Annotated in this window: 19 protein-coding genes; 10 read left to right on the forward strand and 9 right to left on the reverse strand. The window is 70.7% G+C overall.

Annotated features, from left to right (window positions below; genetic code table 11):
• Positions 1–205 precede the first annotated feature (205 nt).
• The gene (locus NON19_RS07055) at positions 206–979 is read right to left on the reverse strand and encodes a hypothetical protein (protein ID WP_255925784.1); all 774 of its coding nucleotides are present in this window, start codon (positions 977–979) and stop codon (positions 206–208) included.
• A gap of 484 nt (positions 980–1,463) precedes the next feature.
• Positions 1,464–2,114, reverse strand: a complete 651-nt coding sequence (locus NON19_RS07065) for a class I SAM-dependent methyltransferase (RefSeq protein WP_372514025.1) — start codon at positions 2,112–2,114, stop codon at positions 1,464–1,466.
• Positions 2,115–2,372: 258 nt separating this feature from the next.
• Between NON19_RS07065 and NON19_RS07070 the strand changes: the two genes are divergently transcribed.
• The 5 genes from NON19_RS07070 (at position 2,373) to NON19_RS07090 (ending at position 7,366) form a co-directional block, all read left to right on the forward strand.
• Positions 2,373–4,841 (forward strand): sensor histidine kinase, encoded by a 2,469-nt coding sequence (locus tag NON19_RS07070; RefSeq protein WP_255925785.1) that lies wholly within the window; start codon positions 2,373–2,375, stop codon positions 4,839–4,841.
• Positions 4,838–5,263, forward strand: a complete 426-nt coding sequence (locus NON19_RS07075; protein WP_255925786.1) for a roadblock/LC7 domain-containing protein — start codon at positions 4,838–4,840, stop codon at positions 5,261–5,263. Before NON19_RS07070 ends, NON19_RS07075 begins: the two co-directional genes overlap by 4 nt.
• Positions 5,264–5,269: 6 nt before the next feature.
• Complete coding sequence (locus NON19_RS07080; protein ID WP_255925787.1) at positions 5,270–5,671, forward strand: DUF742 domain-containing protein; 402 nt, start codon at positions 5,270–5,272, stop codon at positions 5,669–5,671.
• Between the two features lie 186 nt (positions 5,672–5,857).
• Positions 5,858–6,808, forward strand: coding sequence for a DUF6397 family protein (locus NON19_RS07085; RefSeq protein WP_255925788.1), 951 nt, complete (start codon positions 5,858–5,860; stop codon positions 6,806–6,808).
• 147 nt (positions 6,809–6,955) lie between these two features.
• Positions 6,956–7,366 carry a hypothetical protein gene (locus tag NON19_RS07090; protein ID WP_255925789.1) on the forward strand — a complete coding sequence of 137 codons (411 nt, stop codon included), beginning with the start codon at positions 6,956–6,958 and terminating at the stop codon, positions 7,364–7,366.
• A gap of 33 nt (positions 7,367–7,399) precedes the next feature.
• On the opposite strand, the gene NON19_RS07095 is transcribed toward NON19_RS07090, so the two are convergent.
• Entirely contained in the window at positions 7,400–8,266 is an 867-nt protein-coding gene (locus NON19_RS07095; protein ID WP_255925790.1) for an acyl-CoA thioesterase, read from the reverse strand.
• A 52-nt stretch (positions 8,267–8,318) separates the two neighbouring features.
• Positions 8,319–10,832: a DEAD/DEAH box helicase gene (locus NON19_RS07100; protein ID WP_255925791.1), complete on the reverse strand. Its 2,514-nt coding sequence runs from the start codon at positions 10,830–10,832 to the stop codon at positions 8,319–8,321.
• Positions 10,833–10,967: 135 nt separating this feature from the next.
• Here NON19_RS07100 and NON19_RS07105 point away from each other — a divergent pair, with 135 nt between their 5' ends.
• Positions 10,968–11,765, forward strand: a complete 798-nt coding sequence (locus NON19_RS07105) for a metal-dependent hydrolase (protein ID WP_255925792.1) — start codon at positions 10,968–10,970, stop codon at positions 11,763–11,765.
• An 11-nt stretch (positions 11,766–11,776) separates the two neighbouring features.
• On the opposite strand, the gene NON19_RS07110 is transcribed toward NON19_RS07105, so the two are convergent.
• Complete coding sequence (locus NON19_RS07110; RefSeq protein WP_255925793.1) at positions 11,777–12,235, reverse strand: MarR family winged helix-turn-helix transcriptional regulator; 459 nt, start codon at positions 12,233–12,235, stop codon at positions 11,777–11,779.
• 141 nt (positions 12,236–12,376) lie between these two features.
• Here NON19_RS07110 and NON19_RS07115 point away from each other — a divergent pair, with 141 nt between their 5' ends.
• Positions 12,377–14,236: an ABC transporter ATP-binding protein gene (locus NON19_RS07115; protein ID WP_255925794.1), complete on the forward strand. Its 1,860-nt coding sequence runs from the start codon at positions 12,377–12,379 to the stop codon at positions 14,234–14,236.
• A 2-nt stretch (positions 14,237–14,238) separates the two neighbouring features.
• Here NON19_RS07115 and NON19_RS07120 read toward each other — a convergent pair whose 3' ends face one another.
• Positions 14,239–15,495 carry a citrate synthase gene (locus tag NON19_RS07120; RefSeq protein ID WP_255925795.1) on the reverse strand — a complete coding sequence of 419 codons (1,257 nt, stop codon included), beginning with the start codon at positions 15,493–15,495 and terminating at the stop codon, positions 14,239–14,241.
• Positions 15,496–15,692: 197 nt separating this feature from the next.
• On the opposite strand from NON19_RS07120, the gene NON19_RS07125 reads away from it, so the two are divergent.
• From NON19_RS07125 to NON19_RS07135, 3 genes are all read left to right on the forward strand, one after another.
• Positions 15,693–16,880, forward strand: coding sequence for a citrate synthase/methylcitrate synthase (locus NON19_RS07125; RefSeq protein WP_255925796.1), 1,188 nt, complete (start codon positions 15,693–15,695; stop codon positions 16,878–16,880).
• A gap of 207 nt (positions 16,881–17,087) precedes the next feature.
• The gene (locus tag NON19_RS07130) at positions 17,088–18,023 is read left to right on the forward strand and encodes a hypothetical protein (RefSeq protein WP_255925797.1); all 936 of its coding nucleotides are present in this window, start codon (positions 17,088–17,090) and stop codon (positions 18,021–18,023) included.
• Positions 17,960–18,580, forward strand: a complete 621-nt coding sequence (locus NON19_RS07135; protein ID WP_255925798.1) for a hypothetical protein — start codon at positions 17,960–17,962, stop codon at positions 18,578–18,580. The genes NON19_RS07130 and NON19_RS07135 overlap by 64 nt, the downstream gene beginning before the upstream one ends.
• Here NON19_RS07135 and NON19_RS07140 read toward each other — a convergent pair.
• From NON19_RS07140 to NON19_RS07150, 3 genes are read right to left on the reverse strand one after another with little or no spacing between them, the layout of a single operon-like run.
• Complete coding sequence (locus NON19_RS07140; RefSeq protein WP_255925799.1) at positions 18,577–19,218, reverse strand: LutC/YkgG family protein; 642 nt, start codon at positions 19,216–19,218, stop codon at positions 18,577–18,579. The genes NON19_RS07135 and NON19_RS07140 overlap by 4 nt on opposite strands.
• A complete protein-coding gene (locus NON19_RS07145) occupies positions 19,215–20,672 on the reverse strand; it encodes a lactate utilization protein B (protein ID WP_255925800.1) in 1,458 nt (485 codons plus the stop codon). The genes NON19_RS07140 and NON19_RS07145 overlap by 4 nt, the downstream gene beginning before the upstream one ends.
• Positions 20,669–21,421 carry a (Fe-S)-binding protein gene (locus tag NON19_RS07150; protein WP_255925801.1) on the reverse strand — a complete coding sequence of 251 codons (753 nt, stop codon included), beginning with the start codon at positions 21,419–21,421 and terminating at the stop codon, positions 20,669–20,671. Before NON19_RS07150 ends, NON19_RS07145 begins: the two co-directional genes overlap by 4 nt.
• Between the last annotated feature and the right edge of the window lie 124 nt (positions 21,422–21,545).

Raw genomic sequence — 21,545 nt, forward strand, 5'->3', positions numbered from 1 at the left:
GACATCGGGTCAGGTATCGGCGCGGCTGATCTTGCGCGTGGTTGGGTGATGCGCGTCAGCCATGTGGGCTGTGTCGAAGGGCGGCTTCTCGCCAGCGCTTACTCCGGTGACGGGGTCCGGCGCCTTGAACAGGCCGCGATCCAGGCGGAGTTCGCCATGCGGCCCTCATGTGGTCTGAACGGAAGATCGGAGGGAGGCTCCGGGGTCAGTCGAGCCGTACCGCCAGCTTGTCCAACGCCTCCAGCAGCGCGGGCAGTTCGGGCCCCCGCCCGATCGGCAGTACCTCGCCCGGCTCCTCGTCCAGCAGCACGAAGGCGATGTCGTCCGTCCTGGCGACCATGCTCCAACCCGGCCCGTCCACGCGCAGCGACCGCGCCCCGCCCTCCGCGTAGGAGGACCGGATGCGTCCTGGCGGTGGTGGGTCGTCCGTGTACGCCTCGGCCTCCGCGAGCACCCGGCGTACCGCGGGATGGCCGTCGCCCTCGCCCGGTGCCGCGAAGTCCTTCGCGTCGTCCACCTGTGCCCGCCAGGTGCGCCACTGCAGTGCGACCTCGTCGGCGCCCAGACGGCGTTGGGCGGGCCCCCACCGCTCGGTGTCCGGCGGCGTGAGCGGCGGACGGCCGCCCTCCTCCTCCGGTGGGTCGTGCGGCTCGGGCAGTCCGGGCGCCGCGACGGCCAGCGCGAGCGGCCAACCGGGCAGCGAGTCGATGATGTCCCGTTCGCCGGGCGACAGGTCGTACGGCAGTCCGCAGTCCCAGGTGGCGATGGCCAGCGCGACCAGCGCGGTGTCCCGGGTCACGACCGTCCACCGCGCACCGTTGCCGTCCTGGCCCAGCACGAGCCCGTAGCCTCGGGTGACCGGCCGCAGATCCAGCGCCGCGCAGGCCGCCGGGTAGTCGTCGCCAAGCGCGCCGGGGAACTGCGCGGGCGTCAACAGCACGGCCGTCAGCACATAGAGCGCGTCGTCGTCTCCGGACACCTGAGTCTCCCGGTCGTGGTCCGTCCGCCAGAGTCGTGCGCGCACCTTAACCAGCAGGTAACGGCGGAGTCGAGGGTTAATGCGCCGCCTTACGCGCCCCCAGGGAAACCGTTCGCCCCTCGTGTCCCGCCACGGCTACCCTGCCGGTCATGCCGCGCCGTAGCCACTTCGTCTGCCTGCCGTGCCGGGTCTGTGTCAAGAAGGCACCCGACCGCGGGTGGGCGCGCCACGGCGGCTGTCCGCGTTGCGGCGCCGAACTGATCGACGCGGGCACCGCGTTCGCCGCGCCGCTCGGACGCCGCCGCCTGGCGGGCGCTGGCCGCCGTACTCCAAGCGGGCCTGCGCTTCCATACCTCGGACTGCCTCGGGAGCGGCCCCGGCTACCGTCCGCGCACCCCGCGCGAGGTGCGTGTCCGGCTCGCCCACGCCGCCGCCACCGGTACGCCGGTGGCCCGGGCCCTGGCCTGCCGGGAGCCGTGAGGCGTCACTCGCCCAGCCGGACGGCCAGCGCGAGGTAGCGCTCCTCGGCGTCGTCGTACTCGGTCAGCCGCCAGCCCGTGGCGGCCAGCAGCGGGCGCAGGTTGGGTTCCGCGCGTACGTCGTCGTCGGACAGGCGGTGTCCGCGGCGGGCGGCCAGAGGGGCGCGGCCGATGGGATGGAAGAGGGCGAGCCGGGCGCCGGGGCGGCAGACCCGGGCGAACTCCCGCAGCCCGGCGGCCGGATCGGGCAGATGGTGCACGAGCCCGGCGGCGAAGACCGCGTCCAGGCAGCCGTCGCGCAGTGGCAGCCGGGCCGCGTCCGCCTCCACCAGCAGCGCGGCGCTGTCGCGCCCGGCCCGTACGGCGGCGCGGAGCATCTCGGGGGTGAGGTCGGCGCCGATGACCGTGCCGTGCGGGCCGACGGCGGCGCGCAGGGCGGGCAGCGCGCGGCCGGTCCCGCAGCCCGCGTCGAGCGCCGACTGACCGGCGCGCAACCCGAGTTCGGCGACGCCCGCCTGGTAAGCGGGTGTGTCGTCCGGGTACTTGCTGTCCCAGGTGTCGGCTTTGCCGCCGAAGAATGCCCGAACGCTCGCCGGGTCGTTGTTCATGTCGTGCGGCATGGCGGTCGGCTCCTCACGGTCGGCGGCGGGCCTCATGCTGTCATGATCACGCGCCACCCGAACACGTTCGGGCGGGTGTGACGGGTCCTGCCGACGAGACGCTCAGTTGTGACATGTCACAGTCGCCGGGTCCGCCGGGGGAGCGCGTACCAGACTGTGCGGGTCCCGCACCGGACCCGGTGCCGCACGCGGTACCCCGGCCTGTGTCGGGTCTGTGATGAACCCGCGAAGAACCCGTGGGGCGGCGGCTCCGCTCGTTCCGCGTGCCATCAGCGACCGAGGATCCTCCCGACCATGCGCCTGCGCCCCCGCACCATCCGCACGCAGCTCCTGGTACTGCTCCTCGTGCCCATGGTCTCGCTCGCCGCCCTGTGGACGTACAGCTCCTTCACCACCGTCCGCGGCGCCTGGGCGCTCATCCGGGTCTCCGCGGCGTACCGCTACTACGGCACGCCGACCGCCGAACTCGTCGAGGGACTTGAACAGGAGCGTCGCACCGCCGTGGAATACGTGGCCTCCGGCGGTACCAGGGGCCGCCCGGAACTGGCCGCGGCGCAACGGGTGACCGACCAGCGCCTCGCCGTGCTGCGCGACCACACCCGGTGGCGCCGTCACAGCCCCACCCTGACCGCCGACCAGAAGGCGCGCGTCGACGACCTGCTCAAGGGCGTGGACGGACTGGACCGGTTACGTGAACAGGTCACCGTCCGGCGCACCAACTGGTCGCAGATCCTTGATCGTTACTCGGCGGTGATCGCCCCCGCCTTCCGGCTGTGCGGTTCGCTGACCGAACTCCAGACCGGGGAGGTGGCCCGGATGGGCGCGGTGGTGGTCGAACTCGCCAGGGCCCGCGAACTGCTCTCCCGCGAGGACGCCATGGTGGCCGGCGGTCGTGCCGCCAACGGCATGACCGAGGGGCAGTACCGCGACCTGATCGGCACCATCGACGGCCGCCAACTGCTGCACGAGATCTACGCACCGGAACTGCCGCCCGCCGACAGTGCGAAGCTCCAGGAGTTCGAGAACGGCAGCGTCGGCTGGTCCCTGTACTCCCTTGAGGAGTCGGCCCGCACCGCGACCCCGTTGACCGTCGCCACCGGGTTCGGTGTCCAGCAGTGGCGGCAGACCGCCAACGCCGCCCTGGCGCAGCTGGAGACCATCGACGACCAGGCCGCCCGGCACGTCGGCGACGAGGCCCACACCCAGGGCATGACCGTGCTGGCCAAGGCCGCGGGCGTCAGCCTCGCCGGGCTGGGCGCGGTCATCGGCTCACTGCTGATCTCGCTGCGGATCAGCCGCCAGATCGCCGGGCGGCTCACCGCGTTGCGGGACGCGGCCGAGGAGTTGTCGGGCAAGCGGCTGCCGGAGGTCATGCGGCGGTTGCGGGAGGGCGTCCCCGTCGATGACGTGACCGGCTTCGCGGACACCGGGCAGTTCACCGACGACGAACTCGGCGATGACGAGATCGGCCAGGTGGGACGGGCGTTCGGGGTGGCACAGCGGGCGGCGGTGCGCGCGGCGGTCGAACAGGCCCGGCTGCGCCGCGGGGTGTCCGCGGTCTTCACCACCCTGGCCCGGCGCAGCCAGGTGCTGCTGCACCGGCAGTTGACGCTGCTGGACGCCATGGAGCGGCGTACCGAGGATCCGGCGGAACTGGCCGACCTGTTCAGGCTCGACCATATGACGACCCGCATGCGGCGGCACGCCGAGGGCCTGCTGATCCTCTCCGGCGACGCCCCCGGGCGGGCGTGGCGGCGTCCGGTGCGGCTGGTGGAGGTCGTCCAGGCGGCGGTCGGCGAGGTGGAGGACTACCGGCGGATCGTGGTGCACCGGCTGCCCAGGGTGGCGCTGGCGGGCGGCGCGGTCGCCGATGTGCTCCATCTGCTGGCCGAGTTGATGGAGAACGCCACCGCGTTCTCACCACCGGACACCAGCGTCGAGGTCGGCTGCGAGGAGGTGCCCGACGGGCTCGCCATCCGGATCGAGGACCACGGCCTGGGCATGAGCGAGGAGCGCATCGCCGAGGCCAACCGCGAACTGCGCGTCGCCGCCGACACAGTTGACCTCCCGGAGACCGACCGGCTCGGCCTGTTCACCGTCGGACGGCTCGCGGCCCGCCACGGCGTGCGGGTCGCTCTGCACCGCGCCGACGGGCAGGGCACCGCCGCCGTCGTCCTGCTGCCCGTGGAACTGCTCGGTCCGGTCGAGGAGCACCGGGAGGAACCGGACGGTCCGCCGCAGCGGCTGGAAACGGTCGGTGTGCGCGCGGGTCGTGTGAAAGAGCGTGGCGCGGGGGAAGTTGTCGTAGGGGAGGGCGAACGCGTCGGTGGGGAGGGTGATCGCACGAGCCGCGTCAGGAACGGCGCACGCAAGGGCGGGGAGCGTCAGCCGGTGGCCGTGCCGACCGCGCCCCGGGCCAGTGCACCGGACACCCGCACCACCACCGCGGCCGGGCTTCCGCTACGGGTACCCAGGGGGCGGGCCCCCAAGCGCGGCCCGGCACGGCGACTGCACGACGAGCCGCCCACCCATGAGCGAACCGTGCACGACCACCTTGGGACGGCCGACGAGGCGTCCCAAGGGCACGGTACAGACAGGACAGTTGGGGTGGACGGGAAAGACGTGACAGTCGGGACGGACAGGGAACGATCGCCAGAGGCGGCCCGTTCCACTTACGCGGCCTACGCACGAGGCCTGGCCCGTGGGCGCTCGGGGCTGGCCGCCGCACAGAAGTCGAGAGAGGAAGACGGGGGATCACCGTGAACAGTGCCACCACCTCGGGGGACCGGGCCGGACTCGGTTGGCTGCTGGACGACTTGACCGATCGCGTCGAGTCCGTCAAGCACGCCCTGGTCCTGTCTAGCGACGGGCTGGTGACGGGCGCCAGCCGCGACTTGGAGGCAGCGGACGCGGAGCACCTGGCCGCGGTCTCGTCTGGGTTCCACAGCCTGGCCAAGGGCGCCGGGCTGCACTTCGGGGCCGGGGTGGTGCGTCAGACGATGGTCGAGTTCGATGGTGGATTCCTGTTCGTCACCGCCGCGGGCGACGGAAGCTGCCTGTCGGTACTGACCGGTGCCGGGGCCGACGTGGGGCAGATCGCCTACGAGATGACGCTGCTGGTGCACCGCGTCGGCGAGCATCTCGGCGTCGCTCCCCGAGCCACCGACGACCCCGCCGGGACGTGACCGCAGGTGGACCGGCTGCCGGGTGAATCGGGCGCGCTCTGGTACGACGACGAGGCCGGGCCGATGGTCCGCCCCTACACCGTCACCCGCGGGCGCACCCGGCCCGACGCCGCCGCGGTCGACATCGAACTGATCACGGTCCTCGCCGCCGAGCCGGGCGCCGATCCCGAGACGTGTGGCGACGCCCTCGGCGAGGACCATCTCGCCTTGCTGCGGCGCTGCGAGGGCCATCCGCGCTCGGTCGCCGAACTGGCTTCGCAGACGGACCTTCCGGTGGCCGTGGTCCGCGTCCTGCTCGGCGACCTGCTGGATGCGGGGCGCATCCACGTGGTGTCACCGGCTGTCTCGGGCGAGGCGCCGGACGTCGGCGTGCTGCGGCATGTCATCGACGGGTTGAAGTCTCTTTAGGCGCAGGGCGTTCGGCCGTGTCAGCGAAGCTGTCGCCTGCCCGTTCGCAAGCGTCTCCCCCTTCGGGTCGCGCCGGATCCGAGTTATCCACAGGCTCACTCCACTGTCCGTACGTCGGTCTATCGTGATTACTGACAGTGATCGACGGGTCGGTCGGAAGTGGCCGGACTAGAAGGGGGAGTCGTCATGGGCGTCATGGGGCGGCAGATCGGGATCACGCAGGAGTGGCCGCAGGTAGCCTGCGGTCTGTCGGCGGCACGGGCCGAACTCGGGCTAGAGCAGCGGGAGTTCGAGCTGGCGGTGCAGCTTGGAGAGGTGCGTACCGTACCGGGCGAGCTCCGCGGTGCGGTGGGTGAGCATCGAATGGTGGCTCGCGCGGAGGTGGAGCGGCTGCGGGCCGAGGACGGTTTTCCCGGTACGTTGCGTGACCGGATCCGTCTGGTGGGCACGGTGGCGGGCGCGGAGGCGCTAGGCGTCAGCCGGGACCGGTTCGGCACGTTGGCCAGAGCGGGTTGTTTCCGCCCGGCACGCTGGTACGTCAACCGGTACCAGGCCGTGGTGTGGCTCTATCTCGCCCGCGAGGTACGGGAGTTCGGCGCGCTCAACCCCCATCTGCTGGCGCGGCGACTGCCGAGTGGGCTGCGGGCGCGCATCGAGTCGGGCGGTGATCTACGGGCGCGCGGTTGGCGGTCCCGGTGCGTTGAGCGGCTGGTCGCCGACGCCACCGACGCCTGGCAGGAGGCGGCGGTGTGGGCGGCCCTGCTCGGCCCGCGGGAGACGGCGCGGGTGGCACCGGACCGGCGGGAGCGGGATCACCTTCACCAACTGCTACCGGCTCTCTCCCCCGGCAAGCCGGGTATCTACGCCCCGCGCGCGGTGGTCGAGGCCCACCTGCTGGCCGACGACGCCGACGAGATCATGTTCGCCGCGCTCTGCCTGGGGCATGCGCTGGAAAGGGCGCGCACCCTACGCCCGCTGCCCTGGGCGCCGGACCTGCCAGCGCCACCGGAGCCCGCGGCTTCGCCGGGGCGGAACCGGACCCGTCGGCCGTGGCTGCGGCTGTTGCATGGAACCGGCGACAGACGCGTGCGGACGCGGCGAAGTAAGGAACCGCTGGGGCCTGTTGCGGAACGGTGACAGAAGGAAGCGCAACGGAGGCTGTGATTCCGCTGTCTGTGTAGCTACACGGACTAGACCACACGGGTGCGGGCCTTGGCCAACGGGGATGACGCCTTGGCCGTTACCCAGTCCGTTTGACCACCTGTTTCAGCGAAGGGAAAGCTGATGTTCAACCGTAACCGCGGCACCATGCGTGCCGCTGTCATCGCCGCCGTTGGCGTCTCCGCGATCGGTCTGGCCAGCACCTCGGCCTGGGCGAAGTCCGACATATACTTCGCGGCGGGCCCGCACGACGTACGCATGGGCAGGCTGATCCACCTCACCGGCAACGGCGACGACGACAACTCGACGTTCAACAGGTTCTGCATACAGGAGCGTTCCGGCCACGGTGGCTGGCGGACGCTGAAGTGTTCACACGGCGACTACAACGGCGGGGGAGGGCTGAACATGACCGTACGGGCCCAGCACAGGGGCGTCGTGCAGTTCCGCGGCGCGCTGGTCGAGGGATCGTCCCCGAAGGACAAGCACCCCAAGGTGCACACGGTCTCGCGGACCTTCTCCATCGCCGTGCGCTGAGTCAGCGCGTCGGGCTGCGCCAGGCAGGGCGGTTCAGTTGCCCACCTTGCGGAACAGTCCCTCCTGCATGACGGAGACCAGGAGCCTGCCCTCGCGGTCGTAGATCTGGCCCCTGGCCAGGCCCCTGGCGCCGGTGGCGATCGGCGACTCCTGCTGGTACAGGAACCACTCGTCGGCGCGGAACGGGCGGTGGAACCACATCGCGTGGTCCAAGGAGGCCATGTCGAAGCCGCGAGGACCCCACAACGGCTCCACCGGGACCCGTACGGCGTCGAGCAGCATCATGTCGCTCGCGTAGGTCACGGCGCAGGTGTGTACCAGCGGATCGTCGCCGAGCGGGCCAACGGCCCGCATCCACACCGCACTGCGCGGTTCGGCGCCCTCGATCTCCTCCGCCGTCCAGCGCAGCCGGTCGACGTACCGGATGTCGAAGGCCATTCGCCGGGCCATCCTCTCCAGCGGTTCGGGGAGGGTGCCCAGGTGGGAGCGCAACTCGTCCGGGAGCTTTGGCAGTTGATCGGGATCCGGCACCGAGGGCATCGGTAGCTGGTGTTCGAAGCCGGGTTCGGGAAGGTGGAAGGAGGCGGTCAAATTGAAGATGGTGCGCCCCTCCTGGACGGCCACCACCCGCCGGGTGGTGAAGGACCGTCCGTCCCGCACCCGTTCCACCTGGTACACGATCGGCACACCGGGCCGCCCCGGCCGCAGGAAGTACGCGTGCAGCGAGTGCACAGGACGCTGCCCGTCCGTGGTGCGTCCCGCGGCCACCAGCGCCTGCCCCGCCACCTGGCCGCCGAACACCCGCTGCAACCGCTCCTGCGGGCTGCGGCCGCGGAAGATGTTCTCCTCGATCTTCTCCAGATCGAGCAGGTCGACCAGCCGTTCTGCGGGATTGGTCATCGGGTCTCCCTCGGGGCGAACTCGGGCGGCGTCAGCGTACCTTCACCGCTTCTTACCACTGGCCCACATCCGTGAGCCGCACCACGGCACGGCCCTCCTCGTCGGACGCGGCAAGGTCGACCTCGGCGCTGATACCCCAGTCGTGGTCGCCCTCGGGATCGGCGAAGACCTGGCGGACCTTCCACAGTCCGTGCTGCGGCTGCTCCTCGATCTGCAGCAGCTTCGGCCCGCGCGCGTCGGGGCCGGTGCCCAGCTCCTCGTACTCGTCCCAGTACGCGTCCATCGCGTCCGCCCAGGCGTCGGCGTCCCAGCCGGATTCGGCGTCCAGCTCGCCCAGTTCCTCGTACTTCTCCAGCGCCGCGAGCTCCACCCGGCGGAACATCGCGTTGCGGACCAGCACCCGGAAGGCGCGGGCGTTGGAGGTCACCGGCTTGACCTGGTCGGCGCGCTCGGCCGCCTCGTCCGCCGTTTCCTCCTGCGGGTTGGCCAGCTGCTCCCACTCGTCAAGCAGGCTGGAGTCCACCTGGCGCACCATCTCGCCCAGCCATGCGATCAGATCCTGGAGGTCCTCGGACTTGAGGTCCTCCGGCACGGTGTGCTCAAGCGCCTTGTACGCGCTCGCCAGGTAGCGCAGCACGATGCCTTCGGCACGGGCGAGCTCGTAGTGGGAGGTGAACTCGGTGAAGGCCATCGCCCGCTCGTACATGTCCCGCACCACGGACTTCGGCGACAGCGGGTGGTCACCGACCCAGGGGTGGCTCTTGCGGTAGACGCCGTAGGCGTGGAAGAGCAGGTCCTCAAGCGGCTTGGGGTAGCTCACGTCCTGGAGCAGCTCCATGCGCTCCTCGTACTCCACCCCGTCGGCCTTCATCTGGGCGACCGCCTCGGCACGTGCCTTGTTCTGCTGCGCGGCGAGGATCTGGCGCGGGTCGTCCAGCGTGGACTCGACCACCGAGAGCATGTCGAGCGCGTACGAGGGGGACTCCGGGTCCAGCAGGTCGAAGGCGGCCAACGCGAAGGTGGACAACGGCTGGTTGAGCGCGAAGTCCGACTGCAGGTCCACGGTGAGCCGGACGATACGGCCCTCGGCGTCCGGCTCCGGCAGGCGCTCGACGACTCCGCCGTCCAGCAGCGAGCGGTAGATCGCGATGGCGCGGCGGATGTGCCGCAACTGGGCCGCGCGCGGTTCGTGGTTGTCCTCCAGCAGGCGGCGCAGTGCCTCGAAGGCGTTGCCAGGCCGGGCGATCACCGACAGCAGCATCGCGTGCGTGACCCGGAAACGGGAGGTCAGCGGCTCGGGTTCGGCGGCGATCAGCTTCTCGTAGGTCTGCTGGGACCAGTTGACGAAGCCCTCCGGCGCCTTCTTGCGCACCACCTTGCGGCGCTTCTTCGGGTCGTCACCGGCCTTCGCCAGCGCCTTCTCGTTCTCGATGACGTGCTCGGGCGCCTGCGCCACCACCAGGCCCGAGGTGTCGAACCCGGCCCGCCCGGCGCGGCCCGCGATCTGGTGGAACTCCCGGGCCCGCAGCACCCGCACCCGCGAGCCGTCGTACTTGGTGAGCGCGGTGAACAGCACCGTGCGGATGGGCACGTTGACGCCCACGCCGAGGGTGTCGGTGCCGCAGATGACCTTCAGCAGCCCGGCCTGCGCCAACCGCTCCACCAGCCGCCGGTACTTGGGGAGCATCCCGGCGTGGTGCACCCCGATCCCGTGCCGCACGAACCGGGACAGGTTCCGGCCGAACTTGGTGGTGAAGCGGAAGTTGCCGATGAGTTCGGCGATCGCGTCCTTCTCGGCCCGGGTGCACATGTTGATGCTCATCAGCGCCTGGGCCCGCTCCACCGCCGCCGCCTGCGTGAAGTGCACGATGTAGACAGGGGCTTGGTGGGTCTCCAGCAGTTCGGTGAGCGTCTCGGTCATCGGCGTCGACCGGTACTCGTAGCTCAGCGGCACCGGTCGGGTCGCCGAGCGGACCACGGCCGTCGGCCGCCCGGTGCGCCGGGTCAGGTCCTGCTCGAACCTCGACACATCGCCGAGCGTCGCCGACATCAGCAGGAACTGCGCCTGCGGCAGCTCCAGCAGCGGGATCTGCCAGGCCCAACCGCGGTCCGGCTCCGCGTAGAAGTGGAACTCATCCATCACCACCTGGCCGACGTCGGCGTCCCGGCCGTCCCGCAGCGCGATGGACGCCAGCACTTCGGCGGTGCAGCAGATCACCGGGGCGTCCGGGTTGACGGACGCGTCGCCGGTGAGCATGCCGACGTTCTCGGTGCCGAAGATCTTGCACAGGTCGAAGAACTTCTCCGAGACCAGCGCCTTGATCGGCGCGGTGTAGAAGGTGACCTGGTCGTTGGCGAGAGCGGTGAAGTGCGCTCCGGCCGCGACCAGGCTCTTACCGGAGCCGGTCGGGGTGGAAAGGATCACGTTCGCCCCGGAGACCACTTCGATCAGCGCCTCTTCCTGAGCCGGGTACAAGGCGATGCCCCGCTCCTGGGTCCACGACGAGAACGCCTCGAAGAGGTTGTCGGGATCGGGGGACGCGGGGAGCTGATCGATGAGGGTCACCCACCCATCTTGCCTGCCTTTGCCGCCCAACCGGGAACCGGTCGTCAGAACGAAGATCACGTACCGATAGGCTGTGCGGCCGCAGAAGCATCAACTCCCGTCCGTGGGCGGGCCGAAGGGGGCGGGGCAGCAACCATGATGGGACCGGCGCATTCACTGTCCGGAGCGGCGGCATGGCTGGCGGTGGGCGCCGTGGCCGCCGGTGTGCACCATCCGATGCCCTGGCCGACCCTGGTCGCCGGTGCCCTGATCTGTGCGGGCGCCGCGCTCGCGCCGGACCTGGACCACAAGCCCGCGACGATATCCCGCGCCTTCGGGCCGCTCTCCCGCGGCCTGTGCGAGATCGTCGAGAAGCTGTCCCTCGGCGTCTACAACGCCACCCGCGGGAAGGGCGACCCGCACCGCAACGGGGGGCACCGCACGCTGACCCACACCCTCGTGTGGGCGGTGGGCTGCGGCGCGGGCGCGTCGGCGATCGCCACCTACGGCGGCCGCTGGGGGGTGCTCGCGGTGCTCTTCGTCCATCTGGTGCTGGCCGTGGACGGGTTGCTGTGGAAGGAGGTCAAGGGCGGCCACCATCTGCTGGTCTGGCTGCTCGGGGCCGCCGGGTCGTGGCTGCTCGCCGGGATCCTGGACGATCCGGGGATGGGCAAGGCCTGGCTGTTCACCCAGCCCGACCAGCACTACCTGTGGATCGGGGTGCCGGTGGCCCTCGGTGCTCTGGTGCACTGCCTCGGCGACGCGCTGACCGTCTCCGGCTGCCCGATCCTGTGGCCGCTGCCCATCGCCCGCAAGCGCTGGTACCCGATCGGCACGCCGCACTTCATGCGCTTCAAGGCCGGTGGCTGGGTGGAGATGAAGGTGCTGATGCCGCTGTTCATGGGCATCGGCGGAGTGAGCTGCGTCGCCGCGCTGGGCCTGGTCGGCGGCTGACGCGCCCACGGTCACGCGCAGTTCGCGCGGCCGCTGCCCGGGTCGGCGACCAGGGCGGTGAGCAGATCGCCGAGCTGCCGGCGTTGCTCCGGGCCGAGCGGGGCGAGGAGTTCCTCGGCGGCGGCACGGCGGGCGGCGCGCAGTTGTTCCAGCGCGGCCCGGCCGTCGTCGGTGAGCTCCACGCGTACCACCCGCCGGTTCGCCGGGTCGGGCACCCGGCGCACCATCCCGTACGCCTCCAGCCCGTCGACCAGTGAGGTGACCGCGCGCGGCACCACGTCGAGGCGCTGGGCGAGGTCCACCATGCGCAGCGGCTCGGGGCTGTGCGCTGCCGTACGCAGCAGCCGTGCCATGGCGGGGGTGATGCCCAGTGGCCGCAGATGCTCCTTCTGCGTGCGGTGCAGCCGCCGGGTCAGCCGTAGCAACTGGTCGGCGAGGTTTCCGGTGGCTTCCCCGGTCTCGGTGGTCATGGGTCACAGGCTATCAGGACTAAACTCATTGTGAATATAGGTAACAATGAACTACCCTCGCATACGACGGCACCGTGCCGAGGTGTGGCGCGGTGTGCCCTCAGCCCGGGCACCCGTCTCCGAACTACTCCGTAGGAGCACATGAATCCGCACTCACGTGACATCGACTGGACCCCGCCGCCGAAGGACCCCGAACGGCCCGCCGACGTGCGGCGCATCCTCCGGCTGTTCCGCCCCTACCGCTGGCGGCTGACCGTCGTCCTGCTGCTGGTCGCGGCGTCCTCGCTGGTTTCCATCGCCTCGCCGTTCCTGCTGCGGGCGATCTTGGACACGGCCATTCCGCACGGCCGCACCGGATTGCTCAGCCTGCTCGCCCTCGGCATGATCGCCACCGCTGTGATCACCAGCGTCTTCGGGGTGCTCCAGACGCTGATCTCCACCACCGTCGGCCAGCGCGTCATGCACGATCTGCGGGCCGCCGTCTACGCGCAGTTGCAGCGCATGTCGCTGTCGTTCTTCACCCGCACCCGCACCGGCGAGGTGCAGTCCCGCATCGCCAACGACATCGGCGGGATGCAGGCCACCGTCACCAACACGGCCACCTCGATCGTCTCCAACACCACCAGCGTGATCGCCTCCATCGTGGCGATGCTCGCCCTCGACTGGCGCCTGACCGTCGCTTCCCTCCTGCTGCTGCCGGTCTTCGTCTCGATCAGCCGCCGAGTGGGCCGCGAACGCCGGAAGATTACCGCCCAGCGGCAGAAGCAGATGGCCGCGATGTCCGCGATAGTGACCGAGTCGCTGTCGGTCAGCGGCATCCTGCTGGGCCGCACCATGGGCCGCGCCGACTCGCTCACCCGCGCCTTCGAGGCCGAGTCGGAGCAGCTCGTCAGCCTTGAGGTGCGCTCCGACATGGCCGGACGCTGGCGGATGTCGACCATCAGCATCGTGATGGCGGCCATGCCCGCCCTGATCTACTGGGCGGCCGGGATCGCGCTGCACTTCGGCGGACCCACCATCTCCATAGGCACGCTGGTGGCGTTCGTCTCGCTGCAGCAGGGCCTGTTCCGGCCCACGGTCAGCCTGTTGCAGACGGGGGTGCAGGTGCAGACGTCCATAGCGCTGTTCCAGCGGATCTTCGAGTACCTGGACCTGCCGGTGGAGATCACCGAACGCCCCGACCCGATACGGCTGGAGGAGGTGCGCGGCGATGTGCGCTTCGAGAACGTCGACTTCCGCTACGACGCCGACGCGTCCGAGCCCAACCTGTCCAGCGTCGACGTGACGGTACCGGCGGGCGGCAGTCTCGCGATCGTCGGCGCCACCGGATCCGGTAAGAGCACGCTGAGCTATCTGGTGCCGCGGCTGTACGACGTGACCGCGGGCCGGGTCACCATCGACGGCGTAGACGTACGGGACCTGTCCTTCGACACGCTCTCCCGCGCCGTCGGGGTGGTTTCCCAGGAGACCTACCTCTTCCACGCCTCGGTCGCGGAGAACCTGCGGTTCGCCAAACCGGACGCGACGGACGAGGAGTTGGCCGCCGCTGCCCGGGCCGCGCAGATCCACGACCACATCGCCGCACTGCCGGACGGCTACGACACGGTGGTCGGCGAGCGCGGCTACCGCTTCTCCGGAGGTGAGAAGCAGCGGCTGGCCATCGCCCGCACCATCCTGCGCGATCCGCCGGTGCTCATCCTGGACGAGGCGACCAGCGCCCTGGACACCCGCACCGAACACGCCGTGCAGGACGCCATCGACGCGCTCGCCGCCGGGCGTACCACGATCACCATCGCGCACCGGTTGTCCACGGTCCGCGACGCCGACCAGATCGTGGTGCTGGACCACGGCCGGATCGTGGAACGCGGCAAGCACGACGAACTGCTGGCCATGGGGGGCCGGTACGCCGAACTGGTCCGGCGCGACGCGCGGTTGGCACCCCAGGATGCCGAACCGGCCGCGCCGAAGCAGGAGTTGGCGGCGCTGGACGCCGCGGGCTGACTTCAGGGCAGTGGCTGGGGCGGACGCGGGCCGGTGTACTGGCCGCGCGGGCGCATCCGCAACGGCCGCTCGCCGTACTCCTCCAGCGCGTGCGCGATCCACCCCGCCGTCCTGGCCACCGCGAACACCGCCTCGCCCGCCTCGCTCGGCATCCCGGCGGACACCGACAGGACCCCGAGCGCCAGGTCGACGTTGGCATGCACCGGTGCGTCCCGGGCGGCGGCTCGCACCACGGCCCGCGCGGCGTCCAACGTCCGCTCGGCCGACGGCACTTGGGCCAGCAGCTCGAACAGTGCCCGGGCCCGTGGGTCCTCGCCCCGGTAGAGCCGGTGGCCAAGTCCGGGCACGGTGCGTCCGGTGCGCAGATGGTCGGAGACGACGGCTGCCGCGCTGCCGCGCTCCAGCACCTCGGTCAGCATCCGGTGCGCCAGCCCGCTGGCGGCGCCGTGCAGGGGGCCGTCGAGGGCGCCGAGCCCTGCCGAGACCACCGCGTACGGGTGTGCGCGAGACGATGCGGCGACCCGGGCGGCGACCGTGGAGGCGGCCAGATCATGGTCGATCAGCAGCACAAGTGCCGCTTGCAGGACGTTAATTGACGCCGCGTCGGCCTCGCTGGGGGTCAGGCGGGACCACAGACGGTGGGCGATCGAGCCGCCTGGCCGGTGGAACCGGTCGCCTGCCAGGGGGAGCGAGTCGACCAGGGTGGCGATCAGGCCGCGGGCCGCGGCGATCACCGTCTTCGGTGTGAGGTCGAAGCGCAGCGGATCCGCGACGGCAGCGGCCACGGTCGCGGCGCGCAGCCGGTCGGTGAGGCCACTGTGCGCGGGCAGGGCGGCGACCGCGCGCTCGGCGGCGGCCAGCGCCTCCCCGGGCGCGCTGAAACGGGTGCCCGGCCGCAGGGTCCCGGTCCACAGCCACTGGGCTACCTCCTCGTAGCCGAACCGGGTGGCCAACTCGACCGCGTCGACACCGCGGAAGTAGTAGCGGTCGTCCTCGATGAGGGTGATGCCGGTGGTCACCGGCATGGTGTGTGCGGTGGCCTGCGGCTCCTCCGGCGCTGTGGGGCGTACACGACGGCCGCGTCGCGCCAGGTCGTCCACCTCGGCCGCGTCGAAGGTGCTGCCCCGGCCGCCGGAGACGCGCTCACTGCTCAGCAGTCCGCGGCTGACATAGGAGTAGAGCGTCTCGGGTTTGACGCCGAGGCGTTGCGCCGCCTCCTTGGTGGTCAGTCTCCGCCGCTGTGCCGCCCGTTCCGTCATGCGGCCCATCCCATCGCATCGTGGCGTCCCGTTTTTCATTCACATTGATTCAATCAACATTGACATCAACTAGTCAACCATAGACATTGAAATCAATGTTGCGTACGACGCGATGTTGAGCGGCGCCAAAAGCTGAGTGGCGCCAACGCTGAGCGACGCCAAGCGCTGAGAGACGGCCGACGGAGGACGACGACACCATGCCGACCAGCACCGCCCACCACGACACATCCGCTTCCGCCCCGGCCGACACCCTGGTCGACGTGCCCCGCGGTCTCAAGGGAGTCGTGGTCACCGACACCGCCCTGGGCGCGGTCCGTGGCCGTGAGGGCTTCTACCACTACCGGCAGTACCCAGCCGTGGAGTTGGCCCGCACCCGCGCCTTCGAGGACGGGTGGTACCTGATGCTCCACGGCGAGCTGCCGACCGCCGACCAGCGCGCCGCCTTCACCGCCCGCACCGCCGCCCTGCGCCCGCTGCCCGACGCCGTGCGCGCCGCCCTGCCCGCCATCGCCAGCGGGTGCGCCGACGCCGGACCGCTCACCGCACTGCGCACCGCCCTCTCGCTGGCCGGGGCGGCCGCCGGGTTCCGGCCGCTGTACGACCTCACCCCCGCCCAGCGTGCCGAGGACGCGCTCGCCGCCTGCGCCTGGGTGCCGACCCTCGTCACCGCGCTGCACCGGCTCGGTCGTGGCCTTGCGCCCCTTGAACCGCGCGCCGATCTGCCGTACGCGGCGAACTACCTGTACATGCTCACCGGCCAGGAGCCGGACGCCGCCAAGTCCCGCGCCATTGAGCAGTACCTGATCTCCACCATTGACCACGGCTTCAACGCGTCAACGTTCACCGCCCGGGTCATCGCCTCCACCGGCGCCGACCTCGCCGGCTGCCTGACCGGGGCGATCGGAGCGCTGTCCGGCCCGCTGCACGGCGGCGCGCCCAGTCGCGCCCTGGACACCCTTGACGCCATCGGCAGCCCGGACCGCATCACCCCGTGGATCCGCGAACGGGTCCTGGCGGGTGAGCGCATCATGGGCTTCGGGCACGCCGTCTACCGCACCGAGGATCCGCGCTCGCGGCTGCTCAAGGGGATCGCGCGGCAGTTCGGCGGATCCCGCGTAAAGTTCGCCATCGAGGTCGAGCGGCGCGTCGAGGAGATACTCGCCGAGTTGAAGCCCGGCCGCGAACTCCACATCAACGTCGAGTTCTACGCCGGTGTGGTCATGGAACTGTGCGGTCTGCCACGAGAGATGTTCACCCCGACCTTCGCCTGCGCCCGTGTGGTGGGCTGGAGCGCCAACATCCTGGAACAGGCGGAGGACGGCAAGATCATCCGCCCGGACGCCCGCTATGTCGGCCCTGAGCCACGGCCGGTACCCGAAGCCTGAACAGGAGCATCAACAAAGCCGCGACATCAACGCCCCGCCAAGATGGCCCTTTCGGACGCCAGAGGCCAGTCAATACGGGCGCGACATGCCCAAGATGCCCTTTCACGCCGCATAGGTTGACATACGCGGCGGTCCACAGCGGACCGCATCGCGCACCAAGCGACAACATCGCGCACCAAGTGAACAAGGCGGAAAGGAGCGGGCGGCGTGAAGGCAGCGGCGATAGGCATCCGTTCGGTGGGCAGCTCCAGCGGACTGGGCGCGGCAACCGAAGACGCACTGGCACGGGCCTCTATGGCGGCGGCGGAACTGGTGCTGCCCTACTACCTGGTCTGTGGCACGCGGTACGACGGCGGAGCGCAGGCCCAACTCGCCGCGCGCCAGGGCCTGGACGCACTGGGTGTCGGCCGCGCCTGCTCGTACCGGGTGGCGGAGGGCGGCGCCAGTGCGCTGGCCCTGCTGGCCAGGGTGGCCGGTCACCTGATCACCGACGCCACCCTGCGGCAGGGCCTGGTGATGGCGCCCACCACCGGCGGCACCGCCGCCGTGCTCCTCGCCGAACAGAACTGGCCGCACAACCGCGTCCGCTCCGTGGTCACCGGCCGCGACACCGACGACCGGGAGCTGGACCGGCTGATCGGCCGCGCCCTGCGGGAGGCTGGCACCGCCTGGTCGCGCATCGACCGCGTCGCCCTGCACACCGAAACCCCGGCCCTGGAGCGCCGCTTCCGTGAACGCTTCGGCTGCCACGGCACCCGCATCATCGAATGCGGCCGCCCCACAGGGGTGCTCATGACCCTGCAGCGCGTCATCGAGGACCAACACCCCCTGGGAACCCGGGTGTTGGCGGTCTCCCTGGAGCCGGGGCGACCAGCGCGGCCATGGTGGAGTGCTAGGCGCTCCGCTGGGGGGTTCGGCGATGTGCCGTCGTCGATCGTCTGCGGCCCCACTGCGGCTGGTCGCGCAGTTCTTCGCGCCCCTTCGGGGCGCTACCGAACCGCAGCGGACTTCACGCCGACCGGTGGAGTGTCCAGCCCCAACCCCCGGATATGCGGCGGCATGGGGCAAGATCATCGCCCATGGGACCGATACACGGGGTGGACCTGCCGGACTTCCGGCAGCTGGACGCGTGCACATGGGTGAACGACCAGGGGGACGCGGTCACCGTCTCCTACTTCGGCCTGCCCCCTGACCTTCCCGCACCGCTTGAGGACCTTCCCCGGCTGCGTTGGGAGATGGCGCATGGCACGGCCCGCGCCGGTGGCACGTTGGTGGAGGCCAACGTCCAGTGGTTCGGTGGGCTTCCCGCGCTCGTGCAGATCAACAAGTTCCGCAATCCCGACCAGCAGACCGGGTTGATCTTCCTCGGCAGTTTCACGGTCCCTCGTGCGACGTGCAGTGTGGTGGTCAAGGTGCAGTCCGTCGAACTCGGCACCACCGGGATCCGTGAGTCCACCGTGGCCCTTGAAGTGGGCTTCGAGCAGGCCTTCCTGCCGCACCCGTTCGCCCCCGAGCTGCGTGGCCCGCTGCCGTTCAACCGGGCCGATGACCCCTGCTACGACGCCCGCTTCCCGCAGCATCCGCTGTCCAGGGCCAGGCGGCTGCTGGGACGCCTGGCCAGCACGGTGCGGACCGATCCAGCCTTCGCCGCCCTGCCGCCGTTCGTCGGACCGCCTCCGGAACCCCGGACCACCCGCTAGGACGTGACCAGCACCACCTCGAGCTCCCTCGGTCCATGGACCCCCTCCACCCGGTCCAGTTCGATGTCGCTGGTGGCCGAAGGCCCGGATATCCAGGTCAACGGCCGCTGTGGGGAGAGGCGTTCCAGGGCTTCGGGGACGGAGTCGACGACCTGTTCAGGGACGCGGACCACACAGATGTGGTGGTCGGGGACCAGGGTGATGCGGCGACGGCCCTGGTCCGGGGAGGCGTCCAGGACGACGGTGCCTGTTTCGGCGATCGCGACCGCGCAACCTGTCAGTACGCTGTCCACCGTGTCGAGTTGGTGAGCGGTCACGTCCTCCGGAACGCGTTCGACGCCCGTGCTCTCGGACAGCCAGCGCGCCGGTGCGCCCGCTGGCGCGACCACCGTGCGGGATCCGTGTGCGGCGAGCAACGAGGCGATCCGGGACGGCAGTTCCGCATCGGTGCAGCGGTGTACCACCGCTCGGTAGTCGGCCAGGTTCTCGGCGAGCAGTTCGGCGCTCTGTTCATCAGTGCGTTCGCCGTGGCGGCGCAGATAGCAGCGGTCGACGGGCACGTCACGGGGGACTTCGGTGACCGGTACGTCGGCCAGCGCGCGCCGGATGCGGTTCAAGACGGTCTCCCGGCTGCTCACTTGGCCTCCTTGCCGCCGTGGGTGCGTTGCCACCAGTCCCGGAACGGCTCGGGCGGCACCACCGGAAGATCGCGGCTCGCGCTCCATGGCTCTCCCGGCAGCCGTGCCGGATGCGCCCGACGGGTGCGCGCCGCCAGCCGCTCGCCCGCGCGCAGCGCCCGGGGATGCTCGAACGCCCAGCGAGCGGCTCGCATCGCGACCCGCTCGGCGGCATGGCCCTTCGCCGGTCTGATGGTGACCCGGGCGCCGTTACGGGTCACGGAACCGCCCTCCGCGACCCGCTCCCGTAGGTGTACCAGCACCTCGGGGATGTCGATGGCCACCGGGCACACCTCGTAGCACGCCCCGCACAGCGAGGACGCGTACGGCAGTGAGGCGTCCAACGCGCTTGCCGTTCCGCGCAGTTGCGGGGTGAGGATGGCGCCGATCGGCCCGGGGTACGCCGAGCCGTACGCATGGCCGCCCGCCCGCTCGTAGACCGGGCAGACGTTCAGACACGCCGAGCAGCGGATGCAGCGCAGCGCCTGGCGGCCCACCTGGTCGGCCAGTGTGTCGGTGCGCCCGTTGTCCAGCAGCACCAGGTGGAACTCGCTGGGGCCGTCGCCGTCCGTGGTGCCGGTCCAGGTGGAGGTGTACGGGTTCATCCGCTCGGCGGTCGAGGAGCGCGGCAGGAGCTGCAGGAAGACCTCCAGGTCCCGCCAGGTGGGGACGGTCTTCTCGATGCCGACCACCGAGATGAGGGTCTGCGGCAGGGTCAGGCACATACGGCCGTTGCCCTCCGACTCGACGACCACCAGGGTGCCGGTTTCGGCGACCATGAAGTTCGCCCCGGAGATCGCCACCTTGGCGCGCAGGAACTTCTCCCGCAGGTGCAGCCGGGCCGCCTCGGCCAGTTCGGCGGGGGAGTCGGACAGGTCCTCGGGCGCCGGTCGGCCCCAAGCTCCCATCTGGCGGCGGAAGATATCGCGGATCTCGGTACGGTTGCGGTGGATGGCCGGTACCAGGATGTGCGACGGGCGGTCCGCGCCGAGCTGCACGATCAGTTCCGCCAAGTCGGTCTCGTAGGCACGGATACCGGCCGCCGCCAGCGCCTCGTTGAGACCGATCTCCTGGGTGGCCATGGACTTGACCTTGACCACCTCCTTCTCGCCGGTGGCCTTCACCAGTCGGGTGACGATGCGGTTGGCCTCGTCGGCGTCGACCGCCCAGTGCACCGTGCCGCCCGCCGCGGTGACCGCGGCCTCCAACTGCTCCAGGTACTGGTCGAGATGGCGCAGGGTGCGGTCCTTGATGGCGGCACCAGCGGCGCGCAGCCGGTCCCAGTCGGCGAGTTCGGCCACTGCCCTGGCTCGCTTGGACCGGATGGTGCGGGTGGCGTGCCGTAGGTTGCCGCGCAGTTGGGCGTTCCGGACGGAGATCCGGGCCGCCTGGGGAAACGATGCGGCGTCGCTCATGAGACGTTCTCCTCCGTGCTGGCCAGGATCTCCGCCAGGTGCAGCACCCGGGGACCGCCGCCGCGCCGCGACAGTGTGCCGCCGATGTGCATCAGACACGAGTTGTCGGCGGCGCACAGCACCTGCGCACCGCTGTCCACGGCGGCCCGCGCCTTGTCGGCGCCCATGGCGGCGGAAACGTCGGGATTCTTGACGCTGAACGTGCCGCCGAACCCGCAGCATTCCTCGGCGCCCGGCAACTCCACGAGGTCAAGTCCCTTGACCGCGCGCAGCAGTCGGGTCGGCCGGTCGCCGACTCCCAGCAGGCGCAGCGAATGACAGGTCGGGTGGTAGGCGACGGTGTACGGGAAGTACCCGCCCACGTCCTCGACGCGCAGCACATCCAGCAGGAACTCGGACAGTTCATAAACCTTGGGCACGATCCGGCCGGTCAGCTCGGCCAGTTCGCCGTCCCGGTCCTCGTCCGCGGCGCGCCGCGCGATCCGCGGATAGTGTTCGCGCACCATGGCGGCGCAGGATCCGGACGGGGTCACCACGGCGTCGTACTCGGTGAAGACGGTTGCGAACCGTCTCACCAGCGGCTCGGTCTGACGGCGGTAACCGGTGTTGTACTGCACCTGGCCGCAGCAGGTCTGCTCGGCGGGGAAGTCGACCTCGACACCCAGTCGCCGCAGGAGCGTCACCACCGCTCGGCCGGTTCCCGGGTACAACGCGTCATTGACGCACGTGATGAACAGGGCTACCCGCACGTGCCGCCTCCGGTGCGCTCGCCTGCCGGTTGATCGTGCCCATAGTGCCCTAACGGGCAACCCGAGTGAAGCAGACATCCGATGAATGCCGGATCATGAATTCCATGTTTCAACGCGTGTGACG

It is taken from the genome of Streptantibioticus rubrisoli (genome assembly GCF_024436055.1).
In the GTDB taxonomy this organism is placed as follows: Bacteria; Actinomycetota; Actinomycetes; order Streptomycetales; family Streptomycetaceae; genus Streptantibioticus_A; species Streptantibioticus_A rubrisoli.